This is a genomic window from Paraburkholderia sabiae, from assembly GCF_030412785.1.
GTDB lineage: Bacteria > Pseudomonadota > Gammaproteobacteria > Burkholderiales > Burkholderiaceae > Paraburkholderia > Paraburkholderia sabiae.
In genome coordinates, this window is the sequence record NZ_CP125296.1 from 432,698 (window position 1) to 456,626 (window position 23,929).

Below are 23,929 nucleotides of genomic sequence, written 5' to 3' on the forward strand. Positions count from 1 at the left end.
GCGCGGGCTAGCACGCCGCGCGCGCGTCAGCCAGCAGACGATGAATCTGCGCGACCACGGCCGCGCCTTCGCCCACCGCCGACGCGACGCGCTTGGTCGACCCCGAGCGCACGTCGCCGATCGCGAACACGCCGGGCACGCTGGTCTGCAGCGACATCGACTGTAGCCCTGAGCCCGGAATGTCCGCGCCCGTCAGTACGAAACCCTTGTCGTCGACGGATACGCCGCAGGTCGAGAGCCAGTCCGTGTTCGGCTCCGCGCCGATGAAGACGAACAGATGATGCGTCGTCATGCTGCCTTCGATCCCGCCTGCGCCGCGATAATGCACGCGCTCCAGCCGCGCATCGCCTTCGAGCGCGGTCAGTTCGATGCGCGTATGCAGCGTCACGTTCGGCAGCGCCAGAATCCGCTCGATCAGATAGTGCGACATGCTGTGTTCGAGGCTCGCGCCGCGTATGAACATATGCACGTGCTCGGCGTGCGACGCGAGAAAAACGACCGCCTGTCCCGCCGAATTGCCGCCGCCGATCAGCAGCACGGGTTCCTTGCGGCACAGACGCGCCTCGATGGGCGTCGCCCAGTAATACACGCCCGAGCCTTCGAAACGCTCCAGTCCGTCGACATCGGGCCGCCGGTATTCCGCGCCCGTCGCGATCACGACTGTGCGCGCGGTGATGCGCCGGTCGTCCGTGAGTTCGACGACGGGCGGCAGCTTGTCGCAATACAGCGCGCGGACTTCGCACGGAATGCCGATGTGCGCGCCGAACTTCTGCGCCTGCACGAACGCGCGGCCCGCGAGCGCATGACCTGTGATGCCGGTTGGAAATCCCAGATAGTTTTCGATGCGCGAGCTGGTGCCTGCCTGGCCGCCGGGCGCACGGCAATCGAGCGCCGCGACGGACAACCCTTCCGAGGCCGCATACACGGCGGTTGCGAGTCCTGCTGGACCGGCGCCGACAATCGCGACGTCATAAACGTGCGACGGATCGAATTCGGGAATCAGCCCGAGACAGGACGCGAGTTGCCCTTCGTCGGGATTGCGCAGTACCGTGCCGTCCGGACAGACGACGAGCGGGAAGTCGTCGGGTTGCGGCGTCAGGCGTTCGAGCAGCGCGATCGCTTCAGCGTCCTTGTCCGCGTCGAGCGTCATGCTCGGGAACACGTTGCGGCGCAGGAAGTTTTCCAGCGCGCGCAGCCGCCCGTTGTTCGACGGGCCGACGAGCACGACACCATGCCCGCGCTCGATGACGAGAACGCGCCGCAGAATCAGCGCGCGCATGATCTTCTCGCCGAGATCGGCTTCGCTGATCATCATCGCGCTGAGTTCGTCGGGCCGCAGCAGGATCGCTTCGACGTCTTCGATCACGTGCGCATCGACGACGGCCGGCTTGTTCGAAAGTTGCGTCACGTCCGACGTGAATTCGCCGTGCTGCGTGTACGTGTAAATGATCCGCTCGTGACCGAGTCCGTCGCGGCCGATGATCCGCACCTTGCCCGACAGCAGCACGAACACGCCCGGACACAGGCTTCCCGCGCGATAAAGCAGCGCGCCTGTCGTGTAGCGCGATCGCGCGCCGAAGCGCCGTATCCGCTCGATCTCGGCGTCCGTGAGTACGGGGAACATCTGCTGATGCCGCGGATGATCGCGCACGCTCGGGTCTTCGAGCAGCGCGTCGGCGTCGAGCGGGTTCGCTCCTGTGGCCGGTTGGCTAGCGGGCAATTTATCTGACGGCGTTGACTCGTTGCTCATCGCGGGCGGTCCTCCGGGTGAAGCACCTGCTGAATATCCATGTCGATGCGGACGCTCAGCGCAAACTTCAGTAACACGCTAATGAGGGTAATCGAGTTGCCGCGAGTCGGCAGACATGGTCGCATCGTTCGAACCTGATGATGAATCGCCCTGTTTTGCAGCGTCGAATTGCATTTGCCGGGCCAATCGGCGTGGCGCATCAGAACGTTGGCACGTACCGCGTGATTCGTGTGAACGGGTTTACCCCATTCCCTTTCATATCGCTGCGCCGTGCCCGTTTATCACTCGATGGCGCTGGAATCTGCACTGAGCAACACACGTCGTTGATGTCGGTCGTCAGCTTCACTCGATGCCCGGACGTTCCGCGCTAGCCATAGTTCGATTGCGCAGATGGAGGGCAACATGAAATGTACCGATACGGGCAGGGCGTCGATCGTCCTGCGCTGGAGTGTGATTGCAGCGCTGTCGGCATCCGCTTCGACAGTGTTCGCCGCGGGAAGCACGGAAGTCGCCCCCGCCGTCGCAATGGCGGCATCGTCCGCACGCAACCCGTTGACGCTGATGATCCAGTCGCCCGCGGGCGGCGCAGTGCGGCTGACGTACGTGCCTGACGACGGCTGGAAAGCCGACTCGACTGTGACCGTCGCGCGGGCCGCCGTGAGCGTCCCGCAATCCGATGTCGATTCTGCACTCGACGAATCGACGCGCAAACCGATGACCGTATTCATCGACGGGCCGACGGGCTTCACTTACTTCTGGAGCCGCGAGCACGGCTGGAAATTCGTCGGGCGGCTGATGGATCGTGGTCAGTAGCGTGGCGCAGTGAACGAGGCGCGCGGCGTCATCGACGCGCGCACTCCGGCATTTTCCTATCGAAAGTGTTCGCGCGATTAAATCGTATGCGATTGACGTGGTCGGTGGTTTCGATCAATATGCGTCGCATGCGATTGAATCGCATGGCAAACAAATACCGCTCATCACTTTCGATCAGGAGTTCACGATGACCAAAATTGAAAAAGTTCTTTTCACCGGCAAGACGCATACGACCGCAAGCCAGCACGCCGGCGCGAAACGCGGCCACGAAGGCAGCCTCGATCTGCTGCTATCCGCGCCGGGCAACGACGCGCATCCGGAGCATGTTTTCGAATCCGCGCAGCCACATCCGACGGCGGAGCAACTGTTTGCGGGCGCGTGGTCGGCGTGTCTGATCACCGCAATCGGCCTCGCAGCCAAAGAGAAAAAGGTGGCGTTGCCGTCCGATCTCGCGCTGGACATCGCGATCGATCTGGGCATGACGGGCAACGCGTATTTCCTCGGCGCGCGGATCGACGTGAACATGCCCGGCGTGCCGCGCGACGTGGCCGAAGCAGTCGTGCATGCCGCGGACGAACTGTGCCCGTATTCGAAGGCGACGCGCGGCAATATCGATGTCGCGATCAACGTGATCTGAACCACACGCTGACGTCACGTTGATTGGAAAGGGCGCGCTAGAATGAAATCACGCGCCCTTTCCTTCGACGGCAGACGGCCATGACACTTCGCATAGCCCGCTTCGTTCGCCCGACGTTGCAAGCCTTATGTGCCGCATCGCTCGCGACGCTCGCCGCGTGTGGCGGCAGCGTGTGCATCGGTTTCAACGGCTGTGTCGGCTCGGGTCCGACTTCGAATCTCGCGCTGGCGGGCACGGCGGCGACGGGCAAGGCGCTCGCCAGCGCGAACGTCAACGTGACCTGCGCGCAAGGCGCGGGCGCCGCGCTATCGGACGGCGGCGGCCGCTACAGCCTCGCGTTCGGTGCGACGCTTCCGTGCATGATGACCGTGACGGCGGGCGGCATGACGTTGCATTCGCTCGCGTTCGCGGGCGGCACCTTCAATACGACGCCCGAGACGGAGCTGATGATCGTCTATCTCGCTGCGCAACTCGGCACGAGCGAGGCCAATCTGATCGCGAGCTTCGCGACTAACGCGCAGTTCCAGCAGGCGCTGTCGAACCAGAGCAATGTGCTCGCGGCGCAATCGGCTGTGGTCGCGAATCTGCAACAACACTATGCGGTGACGCTCGCCGTGCCCGCGTTCCTGACGACGCCCTTCACGGTCGGGCAGCCAGGTGTCGACAGCGATCTCGACGCGCTCGCGAAAGCAGGCGCCATCGATACCAACGGCATGCCCGATCCCGCCGCCGTGTCGCTGATGACGCAAGCAGGTCTCGCGCAGCCGCTCGCAAAGACGTCGGCAAGCGCCGCTGTGAGCGCCATGTGAGCCTGCGTATCAGGCGATCGGTTCCGTCGTCATCGCGCGCGTGAGGCCGTGCATCGGACGGCGCATCGCGACGTCGAACGGATTCACTTGCGGCCCGATGAGATCCGCTTGCCGCTTCAGCAGTTCGACGACCATCGGCAGCCGGTCTTCGCCCAGACGCGCCGACAACGTGCCAACGCTCAACGCGGCCACCGCGCAACCCGTGCGGTCGATGATCGGCACCGCGACGCCCGCCATGCCTTCGAGCACGCCGCTGTTGCGTCCCGCGTAGCCGAGTTGCCGCACGCGTTCGATTTCCGTGCGCAGATAGACCTCGTCGAGCACGCCATAACTGCGCAGACGCGGCACGTTGAATCGAATGATTTCTTCGCGCTCCGCTTCGGGCAGGAACGCGAGAATCGCGAGACTGCCCTGGCCGACACCCAGTGCCACTCGCCCGCCGATATCGCCCGTGAACGAGCGGATCGGAAACGGTCCTTCGCACATGTCGAGGCACACGGCGTCGAAGCTGCTTTTGACGAGCAGAAAGATCGTGTCGCCGAGGCTCGCGCATAAACGCAGCAGAGCGGGGCGGCACAGCGCGCGCATGCCGCTCGGATTGCCCGCTTGCGCGGCGAGCGCAAAGAAGTCGACGCTCAGCCGATAAAGCTTCGTGTTCTGGTCCTGCTCGACGATGCCTTCGGCAATCAGCGCGTGCAGGATGCGATGCACGGTGGCCTGCGTGAGCCCGACGGCTTTCGCGACGCGCGTCACGCGGCCGCCTTCCGGCTGAATCTCGCCGAGCGCGCGGATCACGGCAAATGCCCGCTGCAACATGCCCGCGCCTGGCGCGTCGGGCTCCTTCGAAGGATTCATCGGCGATCTCGATCAGGATTCCATTGAACGGAATACTAGCCGATGTTCGCGCTGAAAAACAGACACGTCCGCGATGCTGCGCTGCGAGCTATGCGCGCAGTGCGATTCAGTACTTTCACCAGGAACGCACAGCGGAACAACAACGCGTAAGCGGAGCAAACTTATTCCATTCAATGGAAGAAAACGGATCTTTATATCATTCATTGGAATTTGACGTTGACGCTCTGGAATTTGGCTAGCTAGAGTCGGCTCAACAGACACACGTCGATACAGCCGGTGCCTCGCACCGAAAGGCCAGACCATGTCGTTCCTCACATTGACTGACGTATCAAAGACGTTCGGCGATCTGCATGCCGTGACGGGCATCAACCTGTCGGTGGAAAAGGGCGAGTTCGTTTCGCTGCTGGGCCCGTCGGGCTGCGGCAAGACGACGACGCTGCAGATGATCGCGGGCTTCATCGACACGACGCGCGGTCGCATCACGCTCGATGGCCGCGACATCACGCATATGAAGCCGAACCGGCGCGGTCTCGGCATCGTTTTTCAAAGCTACGCGCTGTTTCCGCATATGAGCGTCGCGCAGAACGTGAGCTTCGGGCTCGAAATGCGCGGCGTCGATAAAGCCGAGCGCAAGGACCGCGTGCGCGAAGCCTTGGCGCTGGTGCGGCTCGATTCGCTTGCACATCGTTTTCCGCGCGAGCTGTCGGGCGGTCAGCGGCAGCGTGTCGCGATTGCACGCGCCATTGTGATCGCGCCGCCCGTGCTGCTGCTCGACGAACCGATGTCGAATCTCGATGCGAAATTGCGCGAAGACATGCAGTTCGAACTGCGCGCCATTCAGCGCAAGATCGGCACGACGACGATCATGGTCACGCACGATCAGTCCGAAGCGCTGTCGATCAGCGATCGCGTCGTCGTGATGGAAGCGGGGCGCATCACGCAGATCGACACGCCGTATCGCGCGTACGAGCGGCCGGAGAATCTGTTCGTGTCGCAGTTCATCGGCAAGGCGAACATGCTGGCGGGCAAGATCGTGTCACGCGACGGCGACGCGATTCGTATCGACTTCGGCCACGATCTCGCGGAGACGGGCAGCATGACGCAACTTGGTTCGCAAGGGCAGGCGATCGATGTCGGCGATGCTGTCACGCTGTGCATTCGCCCGGAAAAGCTGCGGCTGTGCGCGCCCGGCGAAGGCCGTCTTGCGGGCAATGTGACGAGCCGCTTTTTTCTCGGCAGCCAGTGGTTGTATCGGCTCGACAGCCGCGTCGGCGAGATGCTCGTGTGTTGCCAGAACGAAGGCAACGAACCGTTTGCGGAGGGCGCGAGAGTCGGTATCGACTGGCACGCCGATTCGCTGCGACTGATCGGACAGGAGCGCGCGCATGGATAGCACGCTGCCCGTCACACCCGATACGAGCCGACGCACGGCGCGCGCGCCGTGGCACGCATACGTGCCGCTGTGGCTGATGAGCGCGCCCGCGCTGATCCTGTTCGCGACGCTCGTGCTCGTGACGCTCGCGATGACCCTTGCGCTCACCTTCTATCGCTTCGATCCCGCGAGCGGCCCGATTGCCGCGTTCGATTTTCACAACTACGTGGAAGTGCTCGGCTCATCGTATTTCCACACGATCTTTCTGCGCACTTTCGGCATTGCATTGCTGACGACGGTGCTGTGCGTCGCGATCGGCACGCCCGAAGCGTATGTGCTGTCACGCATGGGCGATCCGTGGCGCTCGCTGTTTCTGCTGGCGATACTCGCGCCGCTGCTGGTTTCGGTCGTAGTGCGCGCGTTCGGCTGGAGCATGCTGCTGAACACGAACGGCCTCGTCAATCAGGCCTTCGCGCTGTTCGGACTCGGGCCGTACAAGCTCGAATACACGACCTTCGCCATCGTTATCGCGCTTGTTCACGTGATGCTGCCGTTCATGGTGATTCCCGTCTGGACCGCGCTACAACGGCTCGATCCGCAGACGGAGAATGCCGCGCTCTCGCTGATGGCATCGCCTGCGACGACGTTGCGCCGTATCGTGCTGCCGCAACTCGTGCCCGGCATTCTGTCGGGGAGCCTGATGGTGTTCGGTCTGTCGGCGAGTGCCTTTGCGATTCCTGGTTTGCTTGGCGGCAGGCGTTTGAAGGTCGCGGCGACAGCCGTCTACGACCAGTTCCTGAGTTCGATGAACTGGCCGCTCGGCGCGACGATCGCGATGCTGCTGCTGGTTGCGAATCTCGTCGTGATGCTCACGTACTACCGCGTGCTCGAGCGGCGCTACGCGCGCAGCATGGGTTGATCCCGACACGACAGGCAAAACATCATGCGCAAGAACGGCTTCTTTGCACTCGCGTTTCATACTGTCGTGATTCTGTTCGTGCTCGCGCCGCTCGCGATCGTCGTGCTCGTCGCGTTCACGCCGGACGAAACGTTGACGCTGCCGACGCACGGTTTCTCGCTGCGCTGGTTCCGCGCGATTCTCGACTATCCCGACTTCATCACGGCCTTCTTCAACAGCCTGAAACTGGCTTTTGCATCGGCGACGCTGTCGCTCGTGATCGCGTTGCCCGCCGGTCTCGCGATAGGCCGCGCACGTTTTCCGGGGCGCAACTTTCTCAATGCGCTGCTGCTGTCGCCGCTCGTGATTCCCGGCCTCGTACTCGGCATCGCGATGTTGCGCTTCTTCGCTTTGATCGGCGCGACGGGTTCGTTCGCGTGGCTGATTCTTGCGCACATGATCGTCATCACGCCGTTCGTGATGCGTCTCGTGCTGGCATCGGTGAGTGGAATGGATCGCAGCATCGAGCACGCGGCGTCGGCGCTCGGCGCCGATGCATGGACGACGTTCCGCCGCATCACGTTGCCGATGATCGTGCCCGGCATCACGGGCGGCTGGCTGCTCGCGTTCATCAACAGCTTCGACGAATTGACGATGTCGGTCTTCATCACGTCGCCGCAGACGGTCACGTTGCCCGTGCGCATGTACATGTACGCAACGGAATCGATCGATCCGATGATGGCGTCCGTGTCCGCGCTCGTCATCTTCATCACGGCGGGCGCGATGCTGCTGCTGGATCGCGTCTACGGGCTCAACCGCATCCTGATTGGCCAGCATTGATGGCTCCCACCACTCACGCTCACATGTCCAGTTCCAGCAGCCAGTTGCTGCGCGTCGCCGAAGCGGGACGCGCGCCGTTGTCGTTCTTTCTCGACGGCGTCGAAGTGGGCGCGCTGACGGGCGACACGGTATTGACGGCGATCCTGATGCAGCAGCGTCACGTGCGTCACAGCGAGTTCAGCGGCGAGCCGCGCGCGGGTTTTTGCATGATCGGCGCATGCCAGGACTGCTGGGTGCGTTGTGAAGACGGCGCGCGCGTTCGTGCCTGTTCGACGCTCGTGAAGCAGGGCATGCGCGTCGTGACGAACGGAGCGCGCGATGAATAGCGAGCGGCAGGTGGTGATCGTCGGCGCGGGGCCTGCGGGGATTCGCGCGGCGCAGACGCTTGTGGAAGCGGGCATTCGACCGATTGTGATCGACGAAAACGCGCGCTGGGGCGGACAGATTTATCGGCAGCCGCCTGCGGATGCGGGCTTCACGCGCAGCAAGGCGACCCTGTACGGCTTCGAATCGAAGAAAGCCGATGCCGTGCACGAAACAATGCGCGCGCTGCTGCCGCAGATCGACTATCGGCCGGAGACGCTCGTGTGGTCGTGCGAAAGCGGCAGGCTCGATACGCTGTGCAACGGCCACGAGACGAGCGTGCCGTTCACGCATCTGATCATCGCGAGCGGCGCGACGGATCGCGTGTTGCCTGTGCCGGGCTGGACCTTGCCAGGCGTTTATACGCTCGGCGGCGCGCAGGTCGCGTTGAAGGCGCAAGGCTGCGCGATCGGGCGGCGCGTCGTGCTGGCGGGCACGGGGCCGTTGCTGTATCTCGTCGCGTATCAGTACGTGAAGGCGGGCGCGCAGATCGAAGCCGTGCTCGATACGAGCGCGTGGTCTCGTCAGGTCGCGGCGGTTCTGAAGCTCATCAGCCAGCCGTCGACGTTTGCGAAGGGCGTGTATTACGTCGCGTGGCTAAAGGCGCGTGGCGTCAAGGTGATGCGCGGCGTGACGCTGAACGGCATCGAAGGCGCGCAGCACGTAACGGGCATCCGCTTCAAGACTTCTAACGGCAACGAAGCACACATCGCCTGCGATGCCGTCGGCCTCGGCTTCGGCCTGCGTCCCGAAACGCAACTCGCCGATCTCGCAGGCTGCCGTTTTCGCTTCGACGAATTGAATCGCTGCTGGCTACCCGAACGCGATGCGGCGGGCCGCAGTTCCGTGCAGGGCATCTATCTGGCAGGCGACGGCGCGGGCATCGCGGGCGCCGATGCAGCCGAACTTGCGGGACGCCGTGCGGCGCTCGCACTGCTCGACGACCTCGGCGTCGCTCAACCTGGCGACCTGGATGCCGCGACGCTCGAACACCGGTTGCAACGCATCGCGGTGTTCCGTGCGGGTATCGAAACGGCCTTTGCGCCGCCGCAGCAACCCGCCAGGCAATGGCCCGACGACATGATTGTGTGCCGCTGCGAAGAAGTCGACGCAGGCACGTTGAGGCGCTGCATTCGCGGCGGCGAGGCGCGCGAGATCAACCGGCTCAAGGCGCTGACGCGCATCGGCATGGGACGTTGCCAGGGACGTATGTGCGGCGAAGCGGCCATTGCGCTGCTCAGCGATGAAACCGGTCGTCCACTCGAAGACGTCGGCCGTTTGCGCAGCCAGTCGCCCATCAAGCCCATTCCGATTTCGCCGATGCTGTTCGACGACGACGTTGCAGCAATCCCCGAGGAGGCGCGCGATGAGTGACGCCGCTCACTATCAGGTCGTGATTGCGGGCGGCGGGCTCGTTGGCTCGTCGGCGGCGCTGATGCTCGCGCGGCGCGGTGTGCGCGTCGCGCTGTTCGAACGTCGCTATTGCGGCGCGCAGGCAAGCGGCGTCAACTACGGCGGCGTGCGCTGCCAGGGACGTCCCGCCGAACAGATGCCGCTCGCGATGCGCGCGCGACGCGTGTGGGATCGCTTGCCCGAACTGATCGGCATCGACGGAGAACTCGTTGTATCGGGACATCTTCGGCTCGCGCGACGCGAAAGCGATTTCGCCGTGCTCGAAACATGGGCCGCGATGGCGCGCGAACACGGACTCGACACGCAGCTGATGGCAGGCGCATCGTTTCGCAAGCGTTATCCGTGGCTCGGCGAAGCGGCGCTCGGCGGCTCGTTGTGCATGAGCGACGGACACGCGAATCCGCGCCTCGTGTCGCCTGGTTTCGCGCGCGCGGCGCAACGCGCCGGCGCGGTGATACGCGAGCAAACCGCCATCACCGACATCACTCACGACGGCACGCGCTTCCAGATTCGCGCGGGCGACGAGCGCATCACCGCCGACTGGCTGATCAACAGCGCAGGCGCATGGGCGAACACGGTCGCCGGATTTTTCGGCGAAGCGGTGCCGATGAAGCCGATCTATCCAAACATGTGGGTCACCGAGCCGCTGCCGCGCTTCGTGATGCACAACCTCGGCGTCGTAGGCGGCGGCGTGTATGCGCGTCAGGTCGAGCGCGGCAACTGCGTGATTGGCGGCGGACGCGGACATGGCGACGGCGAATATGCGCAACCGTCGACGCACACCACGCGCGCCGTGATGCGCGATGCCTGCGCACTGTTGCCCGCGTTGCGTGACGCGTTGCTGATCCGTACGTGGAGCGGCGTCGAAGGCGAAACGCCCGACAGCAATCCCGTGATCGGCGCAAGCCAGAAAGTGCCGCGCCTGTTGCATGCATTCGGTTTTTCGGGCGGCGGCTTTCTGCTCGCGCCCGGTGTCGGCGAGGTGTTGGCCGACCTCGTGATCGACGGCGAAACGTCCACGCCGCTCGACGCATTTGCGATCGGCCGCTTCAACCGAAGCGCGATCCCCGCTGTTCTTTAGTCATGTCAAGGAGACCCACGATGAAGCTGTCAAGCACGGTCGCGGCACTGGCCGCCGTCTTCGCGATCGGCGCCGCCGCGCCTGCCTGGTCGCAAACCAAAACGATCTACATCGGCATGAACGGCGGTCCGATGGAGAAGGCGTACACGAGTCAGGTGCTGCCCGACTTCGAGAAGGCCAACAACGTGAAAGTGGTGGTGGTGCCGGGCACGTCGTCGGATGTGCTCGCGAAACTGCTCGCGAATCGCAACAGCCCGCAGATGCACGTCGTGTTTCTCGACGATGGCGTGATGGCCCGCGCCGTCAGCATGGGCGTATGCCAGAAGCTCGACGATGCGCCCGTGCTCAAGGAGCTGTATCCGTTCGCGCGGATGAAGGACGATATCGGCGCGGGCGTGCAACTCGGCATGACGGGCATCGGCTACAACACGAAGCTGTTCGCGGAGAAAGGCTGGGCGCCGCCTACGTCATGGATGGACTTCGCCAATCCGAAGTACAAGGGCAAAGTGGTGTTTCAATCCGCGTCGAGCAGCACGTTCGGCCTGCACGGCTTTCTCGCGATCAACCGTCTGATGGGCGGCAGCGATCAGAACGTCGAGCCGGGCTTCAGCAAGTGGTCGACCACGGTAGGGCCGAATGTCGTCGAGTACATTCCGAATTCGGCGAAGCTCTCGGAGATGGTGCAGACGGGCGAAGCAGGCATTTTCCCGCTGACACCGACGGCCGTCGGCGATCTGCAGGACAAGGGCATTCCCGTCGGCTACGCGAATCCGAAAGAAGGCGCGGTACTGCTGCTCGTCGATCTGTGCGTCGTGAAGAACAACGCGGACCCGCAGCTTGCGCAGAAGCTCGCGCAGTTCCTGCTGTCGGCGCCGGCGCAATCGAAAGCGGCGGCAGCCGGCAAGCAGATTCCGACCAACGAGCACGCGACGATGACGCCCGCGATGCAAAAGAGCCTCGGCAATCTCGACGATCTGGTGAAGAAGGTGACGGTGGTCGATTGGGATTCGATCAACGCGCACCGCGCGCAGTGGGATCAGCGCTGGAACCGGCAGATCGAACAGTAAATGATTCATGCATGCGGCGGCGCGTCGCGTTGACGCGCCGCCGCTGCCGCATTAGCTTTATCCTTCGTCTCACGTCCCGCCACATCGCCTCGCGCCCGCTATGCACGACGGTTCCGTCTGTGCCCCAACAGACACAACAGCACGGAATAAATGCGCTGAATTACAAAACGCGCACGAATCCTGCAAATGTTCTACGCTATAAAAGTTACCGATTGCCCGTTCAGGCGCGTCTCGCAGCGTGAAACGACGCATCGGTTCGCACCTTTTCTCAAGGAGGATGAAGATGGCGATTCGACTAGGAGAAGTAGCCCCCGATTTCGAGGCGGAAACCACGCAAGGCACGATTCGTTTTCATGAGTGGATCGGCGATAGCTGGGCCATTCTGTTCTCGCATCCAAAAGACTTCACGCCCGTCTGCACGACCGAACTCGGCTATATGGCGGGACTCAAGCCGGAGTTCGACAAACGCAATACGAAGATCATCGGGCTCAGCATCGACCCTGTCACCGATCACCAGAAGTGGGCGAAGGACATCGAAGAAACGCAGGGCAACGCGGTCAACTATCCGATGATTGGCGACCACGATCTGAAAGTCGCGAAGCTCTATGACATGATTCACCCGGAAGCGAGCGGCGGTCCGCGCACGGCGGTCGACAACGCGACGGTACGTGCGGTCTTCCTGATCGGGCCGGACAAGAAGGTCAAGGCGACGTTCGTCTATCCGATGAGTTCGGGCCGCAACTTCGATGAAGTGCTGCGTTTGCTCGACTCGCTGCAACTGAGCGCGAAGCACACGGTTGCAACGCCGGTGAACTGGAAGCCGGGCGAAGACGTGATTATTCCGACGTCCGTTTCCGACGACGCGGCGAAGGAAAAGTATCCGCAGGGCTTCAAGACGTTGAAGCCGTATCTTCGCTACGTGCAGCAACCGAAGTAAGACATCTGGCAAGAGCCGGCGCGCGCAGCATCGAAACAGGGCGCGCACCGGCGTGCTTGCACTCTGCATCTAAAGCCATTTCGACACCCGTTGAGAGACCGTGAGCGTGCTGATCTTCCGACAGCTGTTCGACCAGCAATCGTCGACCTATACCTATCTGCTCGCGGACAGCGACACGCGCGAAGCCGTGCTTATCGACCCGGTATTCGAACAGGCGCGCCGCGATGCAGCGCTGCTCGACGAGTTGCGCCTTCGCCTGCTTTGTACGATCGACACGCACGTTCACGCGGATCATGTGACGGGCGCGTGGCTGCTGAAAAAGCGCACCGGCAGTGAGATTGCGATATCGGCGGCGAGTGGCGCGGAAGGCGCGGACCGCTATGTGAGTCACGGCGATTCGATTGCGTTCGGTGCGCGTCATCTTCAGGTGCGTGCAACGCCTGGTCATACGAATGGCTGCATCAGTCTCGTACTCGACGATGAATCGATGGCTTTCACGGGCGACTGTCTGCTGATTCGCGGAACAGGGCGCACCGACTTTCAGAACGGCAGTCCGCATGCGCTGTATCACGCAGTGCACGAACAGCTATTCTCGCTGCCCGAAACCTGCCTGCTGTATCCGGCGCACGATTATCGCGGACTCACGGTGACGAGCGTCGCCGAAGAGCGGCGCTTCAACCCGCGGCTCGGCGGCGAACTGTGCGAAGAAGATTTCAGCGGCTACATGACGAATCTCGGCTTGCCGCATCCGCGGCAGATCGACGTGGCTGTTCCTGCGAACATGAAGTGCGGCGTTGCGGCAAACGATCCTTCACAAAAGCCGCTGCCCGAATGGGCTCCCCTTACGTACACGTTCGCGGGGATCTGGGAGATTCATCCGCAATGGCTCGAAGAGCATCTGCAGGCGGTGCAGATTCTCGACGTGCGCGAGCCGGATGAATACGACGGTCCGCTCGGGCGTATTCCCGAAGCGAAGCTGATCTCGCTCGGCAGTCTTGCGAAACGCACGGCGGAACTCGGCAAGGAGCGCCCCATCGTCACGGTATGTCGCGCGGGCGGCCGCTCGGCGCAGGCGACGGTGATTCTTCGCCAGGCCGGTTTCGAGGATGTCGCGAATCTCGCGGGCGGCATGTTGCGCTGGCGCGCGGAAGGACGTGTCGTCGAAAACGGCAGCGTGTAGACGCGTGAATCGCAGCAGTTAAATCGTACCGAACAGCGCACGCGGACGATCGCGCAATGCATGCGCGAGCGTCTGCAACGCGCTCACCAGCTGCTCGCGCGACGACGCGCATGCGAGATTGATCCGCACGCCATGCTCGACTTCCGCGCGATCAACAGCGAACGCTGACGACGGCATCACCACCACGCCGCGCGCTTTCGCGTTCGCGGCGAAATCGTCGGCGCGCCACGGCGGCGGCAGCTTGAGCCACACGAACATGCACGCGGGATCGGACTCCAGCCACTCCTGCGGCAGGATCTGCCGCGCAAGGTCGTGCCGCACGCGAATCTCGGCCAGTTGCGCGTCCATGATGCGCCGCGCGGTGCCGTCCTCGATCCATATCGTTGCGATCAGCATCGACATCGGCGCGGGCATCCATGCAGTGGTGCGGACGGCTTCGGCGGCGAGCGCGGAGCGTTCGGGCGGACTCAGCAGATAGCCGAGCCGCAAGCCGGGCGCGAGGATCTTCGACGTCGCGGCGATATGAAACGTCAGCTCGGGACACAGGCTAGCGAGTGTCGGCAGGCGCTGCGAGACGAGCGGACCATAGACGTCGTCTTCGATGATTGCCACGCCATAACGACGCGCGATATCGACGAGCGCGACGCGCCGTTCGAGACTCATCGTCGTCACCGTGGGGTTCTGCAGATTCGGCACCGTGAAGATCGCCTTGACGGGCACACGGCTGCAAATGCGTTCGACTTCATCGGTGATCAGGCCGTCGCGGTCGCTCGGCACACTGACGATCTCGAACTGAAATACGGGCGCGAGCGCTTTCAGACCGTAGTACGTGAGCCGGTCCGCGATGATCACGCCGTCCGTTCCGATCAGGCTGTTGAGCACGGCATAGAGACCGTGCTGCGCGCCGCTCGTCACGACGAGATGTTCCGGCGACGGCGTGAACCCAGGCGCCGCCATCCACTTCGCGCCCGCCGCGCGCGCCCAGTCGGGGCCTTGCGGCGGCTGATATTCCTGTAGCGATGGATAGCGCGGATCGCGCGGCAGATTGGGAAGCGTCGTGGCGAGGCACGCGAGGAATTCGCCCGTCGCGGGCCGGTTGACGGTCAGGTCGATCGCGCCGCCCGGCGCAGCATTGGCCGCACTCGCCGTCTCGACACGCGGCATCGCGCCGCCCGTCACCAGCGAACCGCGCCGCTTGCTGCCGATCACCAGGCCGCGCAGCTGCAATTCCTTGTACGCGCGCGACACCGTCGACACGTTGATGCCGAGTTCCGTCGCGAGCTGACGCTGCGGCGGCAGACGGCTGCCCGGCGGATAGACGCCGCCGCGAATCTCGTCCTCGATCGACGCCGAAACCTCGATATAGGTCGCGCGTTTTGTCTGGACGGCATCGCCGTTTGTCTGGTCCGTTTCGGTCGTGACACCGTTGCTGTGTGCCGCCTTGTGTCTGCTGGAAGCCATCGTCTCGCCCTGTCTCCATACAAAACAGGTTTTGTCTGCCTGTTTGTGCCAGTTCGCCGGATTTTATACCAGATACGCGTCCGTGCCATGTATTTCAAGCCCGGCAAGGACCAGGCCCAATTGCGCCAGGGAAAATCCTGGACCACACAATGAGCTTTTTAATTGCACACAAAAAATTGTTGTGTGATTCTTTGAATCAGATTTTGTGTGGTTTCGAACGAAGGATCGAGCTGGAAGGAGATTTCGCATGGCAGAGAGCAGCACACACGTCCGCGCGGCGGGCGACGGCCTGGAAAGAACGCAGGAAAGCACGCAGGAAAGCACGAGCCCCCGTCTCGGCGTGGCATTGCGTCAACGGCACGTCACGATGATTTCGCTCGGCGGCATCATCGGCGCGGGTCTTTTTGTGGGCAGCAGCGCGACGCTCAGCACGGTCGGGCCGGCTGCGTGCCTGTCGTACCTGGTCGCGGGCATCGTCGTGCTACTGGTGATGCGCATGCTCGGCGAGATGGCGCTCGCCGTCCCGGGCGTCGGCTCGTTCACCGAATACGCGCGCATCGGCCTCGGCGACTGGGCGGGCTTCACGAGCGGCTGGCTCTACTGGTACTTCTGGGTGATCGTCGTCGCCGTCGAAGCGGTCGCGGGCGCCGCGATCCTGCAGCGCTGGATACCGGCGCCCGTGTGGATGATCGGGCTCGTGCTGCTGTCGGTGATGACGTTCATCAACCTGATGTCGGTGAAGTCGTACGGCGAATTCGAGTTCTGGTTCGCGTCGATCAAGGTCGCGGCCATCATCGTGTTCATCGCGATCGGCGCGGCGTGGGTGTTCGGCTTCGGCCACACGCACAGTGCGTGGAGCAATCTGACGGCGGCGAAGGGCTTCCTGCCGTTCGGCACGATGTCCGTGTTCGCGGCCGTGCCGACCGTGATCTTCGCGGTGGGCGGCGCGGAAATCGCGACGATCGCCGCCGCCGAGTCCGACAATCCGGCGAAGAGCGTCGCCGCGATGACGCGCTCGGTGATCCTGCGCGTGATCACGTTCTACGTCGGCTCGATGTTCCTGATCGCGTGCATCGTGCCGTGGACGAGCATCGTGACGGGCCATTCGCCGTTCGTCGCCGCGCTCGAAACGATGCACGTGCCGGGTGCCGCCGACATCATGAACGCGATCGTGCTCGTCGCCGTGCTGTCGGCGCTCAATTCCGGGCTGTATGTGTCGTCGCGCATTCTGTTCCGTCTCGCGGGCCGTGGCGATGCGCCGCGCGCGCTGCTGCGCCTCACGCCGTCGCGCGTGCCTCGCCTTGCCGTGCTGTTGAGCAGCGTGGTCGGCTACGTGGCGATCATCGCGGCCATCGTGTCGCCGCAGGGCGTGTTTCTGTTTCTCGTGAATGCATCGGGCGCGGTGATGCTGTTCGTCTACCTCGCAACTGCGCTCGCGCAAATCCGCATTCGCCGGCGACTCGGCGCGCAGGGCGTGCAACCCGAACTGCCGATGTGGCTCTTTCCGTGGCTCTCGTATGCGGTCGTCGTGGCGATCATCGGCGTGCTGCTCGCGATGGGCATGGATGCCGAACTGCGTCCGCAACTGATGGCGAGCGTTGCGAGTCTCGCGGTGGCGTCGGCGGCGTGGTTGCTCGCGGCGAAGCGCCGTCCTGCAAGTGATGCGGATAACGGCACGCGCACGGGCTATCTCGCTGCCGCCGACGGCCGCGCGTTGTCGGGAGAGCGTTGATGGCAGAGATCGGCATTGTCGGCGCGGGATTCATCGGGCTTGCGAGCGCCGGCTGGCTGATGCGCGACGGGCATCGCGTGACGCTGTTCGATCCGTCCGGTGTGGCGCAGGGCGCGTCGTTCGGCAACGCGGGCACGTTCGCGCCGTATGGCTGCATTCCCGTGAACAACCCGTCCGTGTTTCGCGATCTGCCGCGCTTTCTGCTGTCGAGCGAGAGCCCGTTCCGTTTGCGCTGGAGCTATCTGCCGCACGTGATGCCGTGGCTCGCGCGCTTCATGGTCAACTCGACGCGGAGCCGTTACGAAGCGAGTGCGGGCGCACTTGCCGCGTTGCTCGCGCAGGCACAGGCCGGCTACGCGCCGCTGCTCGAAGAGCCCGCGCTCGCAAAATATGTGCGGCCGCGCGAGTGTTTGTATCTGTATTCGAGCGCGGCTTCGTTCGATGCATCGCGTGCTTCATTGAATCTGCGCGAGCAGCTCGGTGTGTCGTTCGATGCATCGCGTGCTTCATTGAATCTGCGCGAGCAGCTCGGTGTGTCGTTCGATGTTTTGTCTGGTGCGGACGTGCGCGCGCTCGAACCTTCGCTTGCGCCGATCTTCGAGCGCGGCGTGCTATTCAGCGACAGCTGGCACTTCTCCGATCCGCAAGGCTTTCTGACGTCGCTGTATGAGTTGCTCGCGACGCGAGGCCTCGAACTCGAACGCAAGGCAGTGAGCGCGCTAGCGCCCGCCGCGCAAGGCGTGACGCTGACGACGGACGATGGCGTGCAGCGGCGCTTCGATCATGTCGTCGTCGCGACAGGCGCGCGTTCCGCGAAGTTCGCGGCGCAATGCGGCGACCGTGTGCCGCTCGATACCGAGCGCGGCTATCACGTGCGCTATCGCGGCGCGACGCAACTGATTTCGCGGCCCGTCGGCTGGGCCGAACGCGGCTTCTACATGACGCCGATGGACGACGGCGTGCGCGTCGCGGGCACGGTCGAACTGGGCGGCTTCAGCGACGAGCGCAACCGTTCGCTGCTCGATCTGCTGACGTTTTCGTCGAAGCGCGCGTTGCCCGCGCTACAGCAGCCCGACAGTTCGTGGCTGGGCTTCCGGCCCACGATGCCCGACGGTGTGCCCGTGCTGGGCCGCGCCAGCGCCAGCGAGCGCGTGATTTACGCATTCGGTCATCAGCATCTCGGGCTGACGCTGGCGGGCGTGAGCGGGCGCATCGTTTCCGATCTGGTCGCGCGGCGCTCGCCGCCGCTCGATCTGTCGCGTTACGCGGCGACGCGGTTCTGAACGCAATACTCAACGGACGACTTCGACGCGTCGCGCATCGGGTCAGTCGATACACCAAAGGCGCGACATCTTCTATCGACAGGAGCGCATCATGAATCGACGTACATGGCTGTTCAGGTTGGCAGTTTGCGCTCTGGCCGCGCAAACTTCGTTCGCATTCGGCGCCGATCCGGAAGTGGTCAAGATCGGCTTTGTCGGACCGTTGACGGGCCCTGTCGCGCGCGTCGGCAAGGACTTGCAATATGGCGCGCAACTCGCGCTCGATGAAGAGAACGCGAAGCATCCGACCATCGCGGGCAAGCCCGTCAAGTTCGTGCTCGATGTACAGGACGATCAGGCCGATCCGCGCGTGGCGATCCAGGTCGCGCAGAAGCTCGTCGACGATGGCGTAGTCGGCGTGATCGGCCATTACAACTCGGGGTGCAGCATTCCGGCTTCGGCCGTGTATCACAACGCGAATGTCGCGATGATCACGCCGGGCTCGACCAATCCGCAACTCACGAAGCAGGGCTTCAAGAACGTGTTTCGCACGATGGGGCACGACGGCATCGGCGGTGTGGTGGCGGGGCATTTCGTCGTCGAGCAGATGAAGGCGAAGCGCATCGGCATCATCGACGATCGCACGGCGTTCGGTCAGGGTCTCGCGGATGCCTTCGAAAAAGGCGTGAAGGAAGCGAACGGCAATATCGTGTCGCGCGAATTCACCAACGACAAGGCCGTCGATTTCCGCGCGATTCTCACGTCGTTGAAGAGCAAGAATGTCGATGTGATTTTCTTCGGCGGACTGGACGAGCAGGGCGCGATGCTGGTCAAGCAGATGCGCTCGCTCGGCATGCAGACGCAACTATTCGGTGCGGGCGCGTTGAAGAGTAATGCGTTCCTGCAGATTGCGGGTGCTTCCGGCGAACGCACGCAGGATCTCGAACCGGGACCGGCGCTCGATAAACTGCCCGCCGCGCAGGACTTCGGCAAGCGCTATAAGGCGCGCTTCAATCAGGATGTCGAGCTGTATGCGCCGTTTGCGTATGACGCCGCGCTGGCGATGATCAAGGCGATTCACGATGCGGATTCGCTCGACCGGCAGAAGATCGTCGCGAGCCTGGCCAAAGTCTCGCTGACGGGCGTGACGGGGAAGATCACGTTCGATCCATATGGCGATCTGATCAAGCCGCCTTATACGCTCTTCGAAGTGCAGCAGGGGCAGTGGAAGAGTGTGAGGACCGTGGGCGGAGGGGTGTGATCGGGTTTCCCAACACAGCCCGAGGCGATAATTGCATAAGCCGCGCTGGCGCGCGGCCGCTCCTATTGACGATCGCAACGTAGAAATAGCCGCGCACTAGCGCCCTTGAGTGTTTTGTTTAATGTCGAACATACCGGTGACGACGCCGCTACTACCGCCTTGGGCGTTTTGCACGAGATATTCCTGTTTTACGCTTGCGAACGACAGGCGAACCTGTTCATAGCTCGCGGACATTTCTACGCCGGTGACGACTACATCGCGCATCGTGATTCGCAAAAAGTCGACGGGTAGGCCTCCCGCCTTTCGCATCGTCAATACGGCCGTCGGAACATGTTTCCCCGTCAGGCAATACGACATCAGGTTTGGACTCGCCCGATCGATCTGATGGAAAAACACGAGATCTTCCACGGTGGCCTTGGCCGCACCGCCACCCGACCCCGACATCATTGACGACTGCTGCGACATCTTCCAGGTCCAATCGGCAACCTGAATTTCTCCAGGATGCAGTGCGTCCTGCGATTCTCCCGTAATGCTATCGATTTTTATAAATACGTCATTTGACATCGGAACGTCTCCAGTTGCGTTTACCAAGAAGCCGCTTTCCCTGCAGTACGGCCACGACTGCGGCCACGAAGGAGAGCGACAAGGTTACGTAGAAATAGAAGTCCTCAAGGGCTTCATCTCCGTAGATGCCGAACCAGGCTCCCATTCGAATGAGCGCGTTCGTGGCGTGGTCCGAAAACGGAACATGACCGAAACCCCATGCCAGGAAACATGTGATTGCGAGCGTGAGGGCTGAATTGATTAAAAATCTCACGAGTCTCATTTGACGTCTATGGTCCCGTAGGCGAAGCCTTTGCTACCGGGAATAGTCATTTGGCTTGCTGATTTCAAGCTTCGACTCAACCTCTCGAAGGCAACGGGATCGACGAGCGTGATACAGCCTTGGCTCAGATTGCGAGGGCCGTGAGGATGAAGTCGAAAATTGCCGCGCTTTACACCATTCACGAATACCCAATCGTTCGACGTATCGGCATGGTAGAGAGCAAACCATTTGCTGCGATCCGTGCCATAGACGTGAGCGCGGAAAAAATCGATCAGGTGCGAAAACAAACCGCCCGATCCTCGGTCAACGATGTAATAGCGCCCCGGTGGCAGCGGGCCGACATCCCGAATGGCCGTAGCTTTCGGATTGTCTTTCCCTTTTCCGTCGCCGGAAAACGCCGCGAAGTCTCCCACGCCTTCGCAACGCAAAATGGATGTCGGTTCGCCGTTCAGGCGGAATGTGCAAGCAATCGGCATTTTTGCTCCCGCGACTTGAAGTGTCACGGTAGCGAAAATGATCTGAGAATGGAATAGTTCGGACTTCGATTTAATGTCAAGAATTGTCGAAACGACGAATTCATGGCGGGACACGTTAACGCGCCAAGCGACTTAACGCGGACTCACAAATCGAGTTCCAGAAACTGCGTGCCTTCTACGGGATTGAACACATACGCTGAAATCGGCCTGAACCCCATCGACGCATAGAGCCGTTGCGCGGACTGCATCGTCGGCAGCGTGTCGAGCCGCATCTTCCTGTAGCCCGCGTCTTTTGCAGCGCGCACGATGGCTTGTGCGAGACGTCTGCCGAGCTGTTGCCCACGGCCTTCCGGACGCACATAGAGGCGCTTCATTTCGCAGACGTCGTATTCGAACGCACGCAGCGCGACACAGCCGATAACGTGTGCTTCGTTGCGTGCGAGCAGGATCGTGCCGCCGGGAGGCGCATATTTGCCGGGCAGCGCGGCCAGTTCTTCGTCGAACGACTGAAAGCTCAGATCGATGCCGAGACTATCGGCGTATGCGCGGAAGACGGCGCGCACGACGTCGAGATCGTCGGGGAAACGGGCGGGCTGGATATCGGTCATCGAAATCTTTTCGCCGATGGGAATGTATGCAGTGTAGTCGCCGATTCCGATGTGTTGGCGGAAACGGCGTACAACATCCCTCTGTACCACGCGAAAAGCCGAAAGAGAAATAACGCGCCCGCAAGCGAGCGCGTCAAACGTCAAGGCAGCGAAATCGTCAGATTCGCCGATTGCGGACCCAGCCGGATGATTTGCGAGTAAGGCGCGAGCGTGCGCAACGTCGCGTCTTTCAGATACGTATTGAGCCCGAGAAACGCAACGAGCCCGACGAGCGCAAACACCGCGCCGATCGTCCACAGCGGCACTTCGCGTTTGAGCCGGTGCGCGATCTGATCGGGCAGCGACCAATGCGGCGCAAACGGCGCGCGCTTGCCCTTCATGTGCGCGATCTCATCGCCGAGACGCGCCGTCAGATACGCAAGTTTCTCTGGTCCTTCGAGCAGATACTTGCCCTGAAAGCCCAGCAGCAGGCACATATGAAACACTTCGAGCGATTGCAGCCGCACAGCACCTTGCGCGCGGCACTCTTCCAGGTGCTGAAAGAACTTCTCGCCTGCAAGCTGTTCGCCGAACAACGCAAGTTGCAGCGGACGACGTTCCCATTCCGTACGAATCGAAAACGGCGACGACAACACCAGTTCGTCAACGGCCGCGCAGAACGCGAACTTGGCTGCGTACGCGTCTTCTGCCGCGACATCGAGCTTCTTCGCACCGCGCTCGAAATCGTTAAGGAACTGCTGGATGCGGCTCATGAACTCGCTGGCATTGCCCGGCTCGCGACCATTTTTCAGCAGGAACAGCATGAAAAAGCCGTCGTACAGCAGATCGAGCAGCGAGCGAACCTGATAGCTCGGCTGCAATGCCGACGGCGGCATTGCGGACGGCTGCGTGTTGGTATCGAACAGCGAAGGGGCGTAGCTCATGGTGTGACCGCGATCAGTTCGAGTTTGAGATCGTTGAGTCCCGACGGCGCGTAGATCATCGTCGAACGGGCCTGCAACATGCGCTCATACAGCGCGCCGCGTGCTTCCAGCGCGAAGTAGCATGCGCCCGGCCGCACGGGTATCGCGGGCGGCACTTGCGGCGTGTACGCGAGCCTCACGCCGGGCATCGCGGAGAGAACGAGCTTGTCGACGTCGTCGGGCGCGCCGACCTTGAAACGCGCGGGCACCGCATCGACGAGTTCGACAGCGGGCAAGTCCGCCGACACCGCGAGGAAGAACTGCGTCTTGTCGTCGATCTTGCCGGAGTCGAGTCGCCCCGCGTGGAACGAGGGCCGCACTTCTTCGAGCGCGATCGCGAAGTAGCGCGTCGAGATCACTGTCTCGAGCAGATCGCGCAACATGCCGTCGAGCCGCGCGAAGCCCGGACCGGGATCGTCGTGACGATACGCAGGCAGATCGGCGAGCGCATAACCCTTCGAGAACGTCATCAACTGACCCGCGAGCCGCAGCAGTTCCTGAAACAGCCGTTCAGGATGCAGCGCGGAATGCTGATACAGATGCGCGAGCGCGGCGAATGCGGCGCTCGCCGTATGCAGCAACCAGAACGATGCAATGTCGCCGGAGCGGAATTCAATGATGTTCTTCGTCGGCTCGCGATGAAAGCCATACAGTGCATTGACCTTCGCCTGCAACGCGTCGATCAGCTGGCGCAGCCGTTGATGCAACAGCGGCGATGCATCGATCGCAAGACACGGCGGCACGAACGATTCGTCGAGTTCGAAACCGGACGTTGCCGTGCGGCGCACACGCACGAGCGGCACCGACAGCAACTGGTCGCGCGGTTCGCTATGCGCGATCAGCTTCACGCTGGTCTTGAGAAACGTGATGTCGGCTTCGGCGGCGTCGGTGAAATGATCGGGCACGACGCCCTGCTTGCTGACATAGCGCGACACGAAGCCGTCGCCTTCCGTCGCATAATTCTGCCCCGTTTCGCGCACGGGATGCAGCGCAAGGTAAAACGTGAATTCGTTGATGCCGTCGGGCAGCGTGTCGAGCGCGACGGGCGGCGGCAGATCGTCGGCCTGCGGCGCGGCATAGAGCGCGCCGTCGGGAAACACAAGCGACAGTTCGCTCGCGCGCAGCACGTTGCTGCCGAGCGCATCGCGGTCGAAGCGCACCGAACGCACGCCCCAGTTGTACGGCTGAATCGCCTGGATCGATTCGAACAGACGCGCCTCGTGGTACGCATCCTGTCGCTGGAAATGCTGCGGCCTCAGAAAAAGGCCTTCCCCCCAGAGCACCTTTGCGGAATAACTCATCGCGAACCTGTCTTTATGCGAATTA

Annotated in this window: 23 protein-coding genes; 15 read left to right on the forward strand and 8 right to left on the reverse strand. The window is 62.6% G+C overall.

The features are described 5' to 3' along the window. Positions 1 to 7: 7 nt before the first annotated feature. Positions 8 to 1,750 (reverse strand): FAD-dependent oxidoreductase, encoded by a 1,743-nt coding sequence (locus tag QEN71_RS31570; protein ID WP_201647075.1) that lies wholly within the window; start codon positions 1,748 to 1,750, stop codon positions 8 to 10. 402 nt (positions 1,751 to 2,152) lie between these two features. Here QEN71_RS31570 and QEN71_RS31575 point away from each other — a divergent pair, with 402 nt between their 5' ends. The 3 genes from QEN71_RS31575 to QEN71_RS31585 all read left to right on the forward strand — a co-directional run bounded on the left by QEN71_RS31575 (position 2,153) and on the right by QEN71_RS31585 (position 4,009). Further along, a complete protein-coding gene (locus QEN71_RS31575; protein ID WP_201647076.1) occupies positions 2,153 to 2,563 on the forward strand; it encodes a hypothetical protein in 411 nt (136 codons plus the stop codon). 187 nt (positions 2,564 to 2,750) lie between these two features. Then, positions 2,751 to 3,200: an Ohr family peroxiredoxin gene (locus QEN71_RS31580; RefSeq protein ID WP_201647077.1), complete on the forward strand. Its 450-nt coding sequence runs from the start codon at positions 2,751 to 2,753 to the stop codon at positions 3,198 to 3,200. 80 nt (positions 3,201 to 3,280) lie between these two features. Beyond that, on the forward strand, positions 3,281 to 4,009 hold the full coding sequence (locus QEN71_RS31585) for a hypothetical protein (RefSeq protein ID WP_201647078.1): 729 nt from the start codon (positions 3,281 to 3,283) through the stop codon (positions 4,007 to 4,009). Positions 4,010 to 4,018: 9 nt separating this feature from the next. Here the strand turns inward: QEN71_RS31585 and QEN71_RS31590 are convergent, their stop codons facing one another. Beyond that, a complete protein-coding gene (locus QEN71_RS31590; protein ID WP_201647079.1) occupies positions 4,019 to 4,864 on the reverse strand; it encodes an IclR family transcriptional regulator in 846 nt (281 codons plus the stop codon). Positions 4,865 to 5,165: 301 nt separating this feature from the next. Here QEN71_RS31590 and QEN71_RS31595 point away from each other — a divergent pair, with 301 nt between their 5' ends. The 9 genes from QEN71_RS31595 to QEN71_RS31635 all read left to right on the forward strand — a co-directional run bounded on the left by QEN71_RS31595 (position 5,166) and on the right by QEN71_RS31635 (position 14,015). Further along, positions 5,166 to 6,257: an ABC transporter ATP-binding protein gene (locus tag QEN71_RS31595; protein ID WP_201647080.1), complete on the forward strand. Its 1,092-nt coding sequence runs from the start codon at positions 5,166 to 5,168 to the stop codon at positions 6,255 to 6,257. Continuing rightward, on the forward strand, positions 6,250 to 7,155 hold the full coding sequence (locus tag QEN71_RS31600; protein WP_201647081.1) for an ABC transporter permease: 906 nt from the start codon (positions 6,250 to 6,252) through the stop codon (positions 7,153 to 7,155). Before QEN71_RS31595 ends, QEN71_RS31600 begins: the two co-directional genes overlap by 8 nt. A gap of 24 nt (positions 7,156 to 7,179) precedes the next feature. Then, positions 7,180 to 7,974: an ABC transporter permease gene (locus QEN71_RS31605; RefSeq protein ID WP_201647082.1), complete on the forward strand. Its 795-nt coding sequence runs from the start codon at positions 7,180 to 7,182 to the stop codon at positions 7,972 to 7,974. Positions 7,975 to 7,997: 23 nt separating this feature from the next. After that, positions 7,998 to 8,300, forward strand: a complete 303-nt coding sequence (locus tag QEN71_RS31610) for a (2Fe-2S)-binding protein (RefSeq protein ID WP_233471618.1) — start codon at positions 7,998 to 8,000, stop codon at positions 8,298 to 8,300. Next, positions 8,293 to 9,711 (forward strand): FAD/NAD(P)-dependent oxidoreductase, encoded by a 1,419-nt coding sequence (locus QEN71_RS31615; protein ID WP_201647084.1) that lies wholly within the window; start codon positions 8,293 to 8,295, stop codon positions 9,709 to 9,711. The genes QEN71_RS31610 and QEN71_RS31615 overlap by 8 nt, the downstream gene beginning before the upstream one ends. Further along, the gene (locus QEN71_RS31620) at positions 9,704 to 10,831 is read left to right on the forward strand and encodes an NAD(P)/FAD-dependent oxidoreductase (protein WP_201647085.1); all 1,128 of its coding nucleotides are present in this window, start codon (positions 9,704 to 9,706) and stop codon (positions 10,829 to 10,831) included. The genes QEN71_RS31615 and QEN71_RS31620 overlap by 8 nt, the downstream gene beginning before the upstream one ends. Before the next feature lie 20 nt (positions 10,832 to 10,851). After that, positions 10,852 to 11,898, forward strand: coding sequence for an extracellular solute-binding protein (locus QEN71_RS31625; RefSeq protein ID WP_201647086.1), 1,047 nt, complete (start codon positions 10,852 to 10,854; stop codon positions 11,896 to 11,898). Between the two features lie 283 nt (positions 11,899 to 12,181). Then, positions 12,182 to 12,835: a peroxiredoxin gene (locus QEN71_RS31630; RefSeq protein WP_201647087.1), complete on the forward strand. Its 654-nt coding sequence runs from the start codon at positions 12,182 to 12,184 to the stop codon at positions 12,833 to 12,835. 109 nt (positions 12,836 to 12,944) lie between these two features. Next, positions 12,945 to 14,015 (forward strand): MBL fold metallo-hydrolase, encoded by a 1,071-nt coding sequence (locus QEN71_RS31635; protein ID WP_201648036.1) that lies wholly within the window; start codon positions 12,945 to 12,947, stop codon positions 14,013 to 14,015. 18 nt (positions 14,016 to 14,033) lie between these two features. On the opposite strand, the gene QEN71_RS31640 is transcribed toward QEN71_RS31635, so the two are convergent. Next, complete coding sequence (locus tag QEN71_RS31640; protein WP_201647088.1) at positions 14,034 to 15,476, reverse strand: aminotransferase-like domain-containing protein; 1,443 nt, start codon at positions 15,474 to 15,476, stop codon at positions 14,034 to 14,036. 247 nt (positions 15,477 to 15,723) lie between these two features. Here QEN71_RS31640 and QEN71_RS31645 point away from each other — a divergent pair, with 247 nt between their 5' ends. The 3 genes from QEN71_RS31645 to QEN71_RS31655 all read left to right on the forward strand — a co-directional run bounded on the left by QEN71_RS31645 (position 15,724) and on the right by QEN71_RS31655 (position 19,731). Beyond that, entirely contained in the window at positions 15,724 to 17,208 is a 1,485-nt protein-coding gene (locus QEN71_RS31645; protein ID WP_233471619.1) for an amino acid permease, read from the forward strand. Continuing rightward, on the forward strand, positions 17,208 to 18,491 hold the full coding sequence (locus QEN71_RS31650; RefSeq protein ID WP_201647089.1) for an NAD(P)/FAD-dependent oxidoreductase: 1,284 nt from the start codon (positions 17,208 to 17,210) through the stop codon (positions 18,489 to 18,491). The genes QEN71_RS31645 and QEN71_RS31650 overlap by 1 nt, the downstream gene beginning before the upstream one ends. Before the next feature lie 91 nt (positions 18,492 to 18,582). Beyond that, a complete protein-coding gene (locus QEN71_RS31655) occupies positions 18,583 to 19,731 on the forward strand; it encodes a branched-chain amino acid ABC transporter substrate-binding protein (RefSeq protein WP_201647090.1) in 1,149 nt (382 codons plus the stop codon). A gap of 96 nt (positions 19,732 to 19,827) precedes the next feature. Here QEN71_RS31655 and QEN71_RS31660 read toward each other — a convergent pair whose 3' ends face one another. The 5 genes from QEN71_RS31660 to tssK form a co-directional block, all read right to left on the reverse strand. Continuing rightward, positions 19,828 to 20,295, reverse strand: coding sequence for an Hcp family type VI secretion system effector (locus QEN71_RS31660; protein WP_201647091.1), 468 nt, complete (start codon positions 20,293 to 20,295; stop codon positions 19,828 to 19,830). 258 nt (positions 20,296 to 20,553) lie between these two features. Continuing rightward, positions 20,554 to 21,033 carry a DUF2778 domain-containing protein gene (locus QEN71_RS31665; protein WP_201648040.1) on the reverse strand — a complete coding sequence of 160 codons (480 nt, stop codon included), beginning with the start codon at positions 21,031 to 21,033 and terminating at the stop codon, positions 20,554 to 20,556. Positions 21,034 to 21,176: 143 nt separating this feature from the next. Next, a complete protein-coding gene (locus QEN71_RS31670; protein WP_201647092.1) occupies positions 21,177 to 21,641 on the reverse strand; it encodes a GNAT family N-acetyltransferase in 465 nt (154 codons plus the stop codon). Positions 21,642 to 21,781: 140 nt separating this feature from the next. Next, positions 21,782 to 22,564, reverse strand: a complete 783-nt coding sequence (icmH, locus tag QEN71_RS31675) for a type IVB secretion system protein IcmH/DotU (protein ID WP_201647093.1) — start codon at positions 22,562 to 22,564, stop codon at positions 21,782 to 21,784. Beyond that, positions 22,561 to 23,904, reverse strand: coding sequence for a type VI secretion system baseplate subunit TssK (gene tssK / locus QEN71_RS31680; protein ID WP_201647094.1), 1,344 nt, complete (start codon positions 23,902 to 23,904; stop codon positions 22,561 to 22,563). Before tssK ends, icmH begins: the two co-directional genes overlap by 4 nt. Positions 23,905 to 23,929 lie beyond the last annotated feature (25 nt).